The sequence below is a fragment of the Methanosarcinales archaeon genome (assembly GCA_014859725.1).
Classification (GTDB): Archaea; Halobacteriota; Methanosarcinia; order Methanosarcinales; family Methanocomedenaceae; genus Kmv04.
In genome coordinates this window covers 1-6,983 of the sequence record JACUTQ010000121.1, presented here as the reverse complement: position 1 = coordinate 6,983, position 6,983 = coordinate 1, and the positions used below count along the sequence as shown (strand labels likewise).

Annotated in this window: 6 protein-coding genes; all 6 read left to right on the top strand. The window is 40.9% G+C overall.

Annotated features, from left to right (window positions below; translation table 11 throughout):
- The first annotated feature begins 39 nt into the window (after window positions 1-39).
- Window positions 40-588: an ABC transporter permease subunit gene (locus tag IBX40_09670; protein MBE0524583.1), complete on the top strand. Its 549-nt coding sequence runs from the start codon at window positions 40-42 to the stop codon at window positions 586-588.
- 272 nt (window positions 589-860) lie between these two features.
- Window positions 861-1,613, top strand: coding sequence for a molybdate ABC transporter substrate-binding protein (gene modA / locus IBX40_09665; protein ID MBE0524582.1), 753 nt, complete (start codon window positions 861-863; stop codon window positions 1,611-1,613).
- Between the two features lie 4 nt (window positions 1,614-1,617).
- Window positions 1,618-2,271, top strand: coding sequence for a molybdate ABC transporter permease subunit (modB, locus tag IBX40_09660; protein MBE0524581.1), 654 nt, complete (start codon window positions 1,618-1,620; stop codon window positions 2,269-2,271).
- Window positions 2,272-2,273: 2 nt separating this feature from the next.
- Window positions 2,274-3,359, top strand: a complete 1,086-nt coding sequence (locus tag IBX40_09655; protein ID MBE0524580.1) for an ABC transporter ATP-binding protein — start codon at window positions 2,274-2,276, stop codon at window positions 3,357-3,359.
- 4 nt (window positions 3,360-3,363) lie between these two features.
- Entirely contained in the window at window positions 3,364-4,536 is a 1,173-nt protein-coding gene (locus tag IBX40_09650; protein ID MBE0524579.1) for a molybdopterin molybdotransferase MoeA, read from the top strand.
- A gap of 316 nt (window positions 4,537-4,852) precedes the next feature.
- Window positions 4,853-6,983: fibronectin type III domain-containing protein (locus tag IBX40_09645; protein ID MBE0524578.1), on the top strand; the 2,131-nt coding region annotated here is incomplete at its 3' end.

Below are 6,983 nucleotides of genomic sequence, written 5' to 3'. Positions count from 1 at the left end.
TAGTAACCTCGGGGCTATTACCCCAACAAGAGGTGCGCTATGGGCTCTACTCGACCCCTCCCAAGCGTGGTATTGGGACTTTTGGGCCTGTTAGTACTTGCCCCGGCAGTTGCAGATGTGTTCGGACTGAGCAGCGGACTGAATGCATTCACAGCATCCATACTGATAGCCATAATGGCCCTTCCCACCATAATCAGCATATCAGAGGATGCCATAACCTCGGTACCAAAAGGATATACTGAGGCCAGCCTGGCCCTGGGTGCCAACAATTGGCAGACCATCCGAAACGTGGTGGTACCCTCAGCCATGTCAGGTATCATAGCTGCAATTATGCTGGGACTGGGTCGCGTGGTGGGTGAGACCATGGTAGTGCTTATGGTGGCAGGGAATGCCAGGGCTTTTCCGACCGGTTTTTTTGACCCGGTCCGTCCCATGACAGCCACCATCGCTATAGAGATCAAGGAAGTGGTCGTGGGAGACCTGCATTACCAGGCGCTGTATGCTGTAGGTCTGGTGCTCTTTCTCATGACCTTTGCAGTGAACTTTGCAGCAGACATTTATTTACACAGGCAGGAGGGGAAGATGTGAAATCCCACATTAAGCAGAAACTGTATTTCAACCTTTTCAGGCTCACCGGCCTTGTCAGCCTGGAGATGAAAAAAACGGCGACTCAACACCTTATGAGATGCCAAAAGAATTGGTGAAATGTCTCTCATATGATAAAATATGCTCATGTATAATAAATAATTTTTGGATATGCCCCAAACTTGTATTTCCTTTTATTTCGAAAAGTTTATATTAAATTGTGTTATGTTTGAATAAACATAACAGATTCAACTAGTTGGATCAGGGTGAAAATCATGAAAATAAAGTACTTACTAACTATTTTTTTGATTGCAGCAGTTGTAGCAGCAGCATCAGGCTGCCTATGTGAAAAATCAGCGGATAATAAACCTGTGGAAATCACGGTTTCAGCAGCAGCAAGTCTCCAGGACGTCATGAAGGATGCAGGGGCGCAATTTCAGAAATATCATCCTGAAGTAAAGATAAATTTTAATTTTGCCGCTTCAGGGGTTCTTGAAAAACAAATAGAACAGGGTGCTCCGGTGGATCTATTTGCAAGCGCTTCACAAAAGGAAATGAACTTACTGGAAGAAAAGGGATTAATAATCAAGTCAACTAGGACAAACTTCACCAGGAACAAACTGGTCATACTTGCCCCTTCCAGGTTGACCATCGAAGAGCTTAAAAACCTTGATAAAATAGCCATAGGCGATCCAACAACTGTGCCTGCGGGGCGATATGCAAAGACAGCCTTGGAAAATGCAGGAGTTTATGAGATACTGAAGCCCAAACTTATCTTTGCGGAACATGTACGCCAGGTACTTGATTATGTTGAGCGCGAAGAAGTGGATGCAGGTTTTGTTTATTCCTCTGATACGTTAAAAAGTAATATGAGCGTTTCCTCAATCAACGATTCCCTATACCCTCCTATAGTATATCCGATTGGAGTAATAAAGGACAGCCGGCAACCAGAGATATCCCGACAATTCATCGAATATATACAGAGTAGTGAGGGGCAAATTATCTTACAGAAATACGGTTTTGGATAAGTATATGGATTATTCCCCGCTTGTCCTGTCTCTATGGGTGTCTGTATTAGCAACTTCTATAATCGCTATATTCGGTACATTAATTGCATATCTGCTGGCAAGGAAGCGATTTTTAGGAAGAACAATGCTGGACGCTTTCACAACGCTTCCCATGATACTTCCCCCTACAGTTACAGGCTATTATCTAATCATCCTTCTTGGAAAGAATGGGATAATAGGAAATTATATTTATAAGCTGACAGGCTGGAGCGTAATGTTCACCTGGCAGGCAGCAGTTATAGCCGCAACTGTAGTTGCAATTCCTATAATGATAAAATCTGCAAAAGCGGCAATTGAGTCTGTTGGCCTTGAGTATGAGAAAGCTGCATTCATATTGGGCAAATCCGAAATTGAAACTTTCTTTCTTGTAACCCTGCCGCTTGCAAAAGAAGGATTGATCGCAGGTCTGGTCCTTAGTTTTGCCAGGGCACTTGGTGAATTCGGTGCAACCATAATGATGGCGGGAAATATCCCCGGAAAAACAAGTACGATGCCGCTTGCTATCTACAGGGCTTTTCTATCAGGAGAAGACCAGCTTGCAACCACGCTTGTGATCCTCCTAACCACGGTTTCAATAGCTGTAATCTTCATCACTACAAGGATCAACAGAACGGATTGATTATGGATTTATATGTTAATATATCCAAAAAATTAACAAATAAGAATTCAAATGAATTCGTGCTTAATGTAGAATTTAAATGTGGTAATGAAATAATAGTTCTTTTCGGCCCTTCCGGGGCAGGAAAAACATTGACTCTTGAGTGCATAACAGGGCTTGAAGTTCCTGATAAAGGCTACATAAATGTAAATGATATTACATATTTTGACTCTGAAAAAAGCATCAATATTTCACCACAAAAGAGGAATGTCGGATATCTTTTCCAGAATTATGCGTTATTCCCGCATCTTACAGTTGGAGAAAATATCATCTTTGGATTGCGTTCCGGAAATAATAAAAAAGAAAAGATGCAAGAGATGCTGGATGTTTTTGAAATCCATGGGCTTGAGAAAAGGTACCCTTCTCAATTGTCAGGAGGGCAACGCCAGAGAGTTGCCTTTGCCCGTGCACTGATAACCCGACCCAAAATTCTGCTTCTGGATGAGCCTTTTTCCTCTCTTGATTATATTGTCAGGATGAGATTACGAAGGAATTTGAAAAAATTACGGCAGATTATTAAAATACCCATTATTTTGATTACCCACAACCCTGTTGAAGCATATACTATGGCTGATACCATAATCGTTTACAAACACGGCGGAATAGAACAAATGGGCCCACCCAAAGAGATTTTTTCAAAGCCAATAAATGAGAATGTGGCAAAGCTTGTGGGGATGAACAACATTTTCAAAGGAAAGATTCTTGATATAATAAATGATGAAGTTATGATCCAGAGCCATAAAAAAATAATCGCAATGAGAATGGAAGGTGTGCAAGTTGGCGAGGAAGTTACCTGGGGTATTCGTCCAGACCAGGTTATGGTGGTGCGAGAAGATCGACCCCTTGGAAAAGCCATAGCTTCAAACATTTTTTCAGGGAAAATCACCGAAATAATCTCAAATGGAGCGACATATTTACTTTATATTGACGGAGATTTTAATCTTGAGATAGAAATGCCATCACATGCTTTTGAACGACTGGATATTAAACAGGAACAAATAATACGAGTATCCTTAAAAAAATCAGCTATACATATAATAAAGGAATGAGAATATGAACACAATAACAACCCTTAAAGAAGCACTTGAAAAAATAAAGCAGCTTAAAAGCATATATTATTTCAAGCGCGAATCAGAACATGTTTCCATTTCCGACTCAGTGGGCAGAGAACTCAGTGAAGATATTGTTGCAGATTACATGTCTCCAGCATTCGACATCGCGGCGATGGACGGTTTTGCTATTCACAGCGAAGATGTTTATCCCCTGAAAATGAAGGGCAGCGTATATGCAGGTGATCAAAGAGCACAAATGAAGAGAGGTGAAACGATGGCAATAGCTACAGGCGCAATACTCCCGGAAGGTGCGGATGCTTTGCTGAAAATTGAGGAAGCAGATGTCAAAAAAGATCTCCTGTATGGAAAAAATCTACTGAAGTGGGAAAACGTATTCCGAGAAGGAGCGGATTACCATGCAGGGGACAGGATATTTGAGAAAGACCATCGAATAATGCCCCAGAGCGCTGCGCTTTTATATAGCCTTGGTGTCGAAAAAGTGCCGGTATATAAAATGATCAGAGCTGGCATAATATCCACTGGCACGGAAATTTTTAACGGCATGATAAGAAACACAAGCTCGGTGCTGATACAGGGATTTATGAAGGAAATGGGCTGCGAATCTACCTTTGCAGGTGCAGTTCCTGATAATTATGATCAAACAAAGAAGATGTTGCTCGAAGCTTGCGAAAAATACGATGTAGTATTTACGACAGGCGGGGTCTCGGTAGGTGAGCGCGACTTTGTCGCTGATATCATTGCTGAGACTGGAAAACTCTTATTTCACAGAGTAGCTATCAGGCCTGGTAAACCCCAAGCAGTCGGCATTGTGAATGACACACCTGTATTTGCACTCCCTGGTAAACCAACAGGGGCTTTCACTGCTCTGGAAATGGTGGTGCGAAGCTATTTTACGGAAATACCAAGAGCAATGGGTAGGTTTGTAATAAATGAGGATGTTGCGCTACTGGAAAAAAGTTTTGATTACATCTTTTTCGTGAAAATAGCTCATAACACAGCAAGCTCAATGGCTAGAGAAATGAAGTTGTTTGATGGGGAATATAATACAGCGATCATCTCGGCATCTCCCAGGTCTTCTGTCGTGGAAGGGTATGTAATAATAAACAGGGATATTGTAAAAGGTGAACAGGTGAATGTGTATCTTTTCAGTTGAGGTAAAAGACATGGAGGAATAATCCTCTTTAAACGATTGGGTATATTCTTTAATCGACATAAACATCACTACTGAAAAGAAACCAGGCTTCCTTATGATTAATTATAAATGAATTCTTATTCTATTCAGCTAAACACTCTTAATAAATAATTACAGTGCTTAATATGATGCAAAAGTTTTGTGGGCTGTTACAAAATTTTGTACCGATGAAAAATTATATATCCTATTGACCTCATGATTTGTTGTTAATACAAAATTAAATATGGATGATAAATTAATAAGATTTATTAATTTATTTTAACAGAGGAGTGGTGGTATGCGCAACAATAAGGGTAATTTAATTTGTAAATTTAGACATTCATTGGGGACATTTTCAAACAGTGTTCATTTTGGGGGATTAAGCAATATTTGCCATTGCATATTTGTGCTTCTGGCAGCGGCTGCAATCATATTTACCGTAGCAGAGACAGGTATGGCACTTAATTCAAATGACAGCCAGGAAAATGCAGGCCCTATCATAGATGCAACAAATGTTTTTTTAAATACAGAATGGATATATTTTACTGCAAATGAACTGCCGATGTTTTATTTAGATCTGGATTTAGAGTTTGATCCTGATAACAATCAGGGTGAATCTCTTACAATCCATTTAAATGATGAATCCGAAATAGCAGAAGACGGCCTTATTTATACCAGTAGAGCATGGGTCGATGAATACGGAAGGATGAATATTGCCTGGCTGGGTGAAAAATACCTGGCTGTAGGCGATGATGTTACCAAACTCAGCAAGTACCTGGTTGATTTTAAACCTAATGAGAATCTGACTCTCGAACTGGGCGATGTGTGGGATATGGGAGAAGGTTACACCCTTAAATTCCAGGACATTGACGTCAATGGCGAGCAGGCCTGGTTTGTTTTTAAGAAGGACGGCAATCCAGTTGAAGATATCATCGCATCTCCTGAAGGTGTGGCTGGTTCCTTAGGTGGCTGGGGTTATTATAACGATACTCTTACTGGTGAATATGATGTGACCATTGTAATGATCCATGTGGATACTATCTTTGAAGATAAAATCATCATAGACGATGCTCAGGTTATAAGTCTGGACGTTACTGAACTCAATCAGGATAAATACTATGGATTGGAATTCACTAATACTGCAAACACACTCCAGTTAGAGGAACAGGATGGTACAACCAGCATTGATCGTGGTAAGAGAGTTGAAATAATTCCGGATTTCTTAAGTATCAAGGTTGGTGACACCCAATCTGACGAACCGGTCAGATTTTATGTATTTAGTGAAATTACACCACAGGAACTTTATAAACAACATGGCCCCATCATAAACTCAACGGCTGAGGCACCAGGCTCAATTATTTTGGATGCTAATGACCTGCCAATGTTTTATAAAGATCTGGATGCCATTTATTTTAATCCTGAAAATAATAAAGGTGAATCTCTTACTATCAATTTAATTAGTGTAGACACAATAGCAGATAATGGCATAATTTATACCAGTAGAGCATGGAACGATGCAAACGGAAGGATGAATATTGCCTGGCTTGGTGAAAAATACCTGGCCGTTGGTGATGATGTGTCCAAACTCAGCAAGTATCTGGTTGATTTCCAATCAGATGATAACATAACCCTCAAACAGGGCGATGTCTGGGATATCGAAGAAGGTTTAACCCTTGTTGTACAGGACATTGACGTCAATGGTGAGCAGGTCTGGATGGTTCTGGAGCAGGACGGCAGTCCAATTGAAGATATCATCGCATCACCTGAAGGAGTAGCTGGTTCATTAGGTGGCTGGGGCTATTATAATGATACCCTTGCTGGTGAATCAGATGTAGTCATTGCCAGGATTCATGTGGACAAGGTCTTTGAAGGTATGTTTGAAAGTATAGTCATTATCGACAATGCTGAGATCATAAGCCTTAATGTCACTGAACTTAATATGGATGAATACTTCGGGATGGACTTTGATACGACTGCTGATATGATAAGGCTGACAGAAGGAGATGGTTCCACCAATATTTCCCTGGGAAAGACAGTTGAAATAATTCCGGATTTCTTAAATATCAAAGTGAGTGACACCCTATTAGACAGATTCTATGTGTACAGAGAAGATGCACCAGATACCATACCACCTGTGATCACCAATATTGCCAACAACACACCCACAACCGATTCGGTAACCCTCACCTGGTACACTGATGAGGATAGTGACAGTCGGGTCAAATATGGCAATATATCAGGTAATTACACGATGCAGGAATTCAATACAACCATGGTGACAGCACACAGCATAACGGTGACCGGGTTGAATCTGGATACTACATACTACTTCGTGGTTAACAGCACAGATGCAAGCGGTAATGCAGGTCAGAGTAGTGAGTACAGTTTCATGACTGCAGCTGCGGCAGATACCATACCACCTGTGATCA

Coding starts and splice junctions, on each gene's coding strand:
- IBX40_09670 (MBE0524583.1), top strand. CDS start 40: ATGGGCTCTACTCGACCCCTCCCAAGCGTGGTATTGGGACTTTTGGGC.
- modA (MBE0524582.1), top strand. CDS start 861: ATGAAAATAAAGTACTTACTAACTATTTTTTTGATTGCAGCAGTTGTA.
- IBX40_09650 (MBE0524579.1), top strand. CDS start 3,364: ATGAACACAATAACAACCCTTAAAGAAGCACTTGAAAAAATAAAGCAG.
- IBX40_09655 (MBE0524580.1), top strand. CDS start 2,274: ATGGATTTATATGTTAATATATCCAAAAAATTAACAAATAAGAATTCA.
- modB (MBE0524581.1), top strand. CDS start 1,618: ATGGATTATTCCCCGCTTGTCCTGTCTCTATGGGTGTCTGTATTAGCA.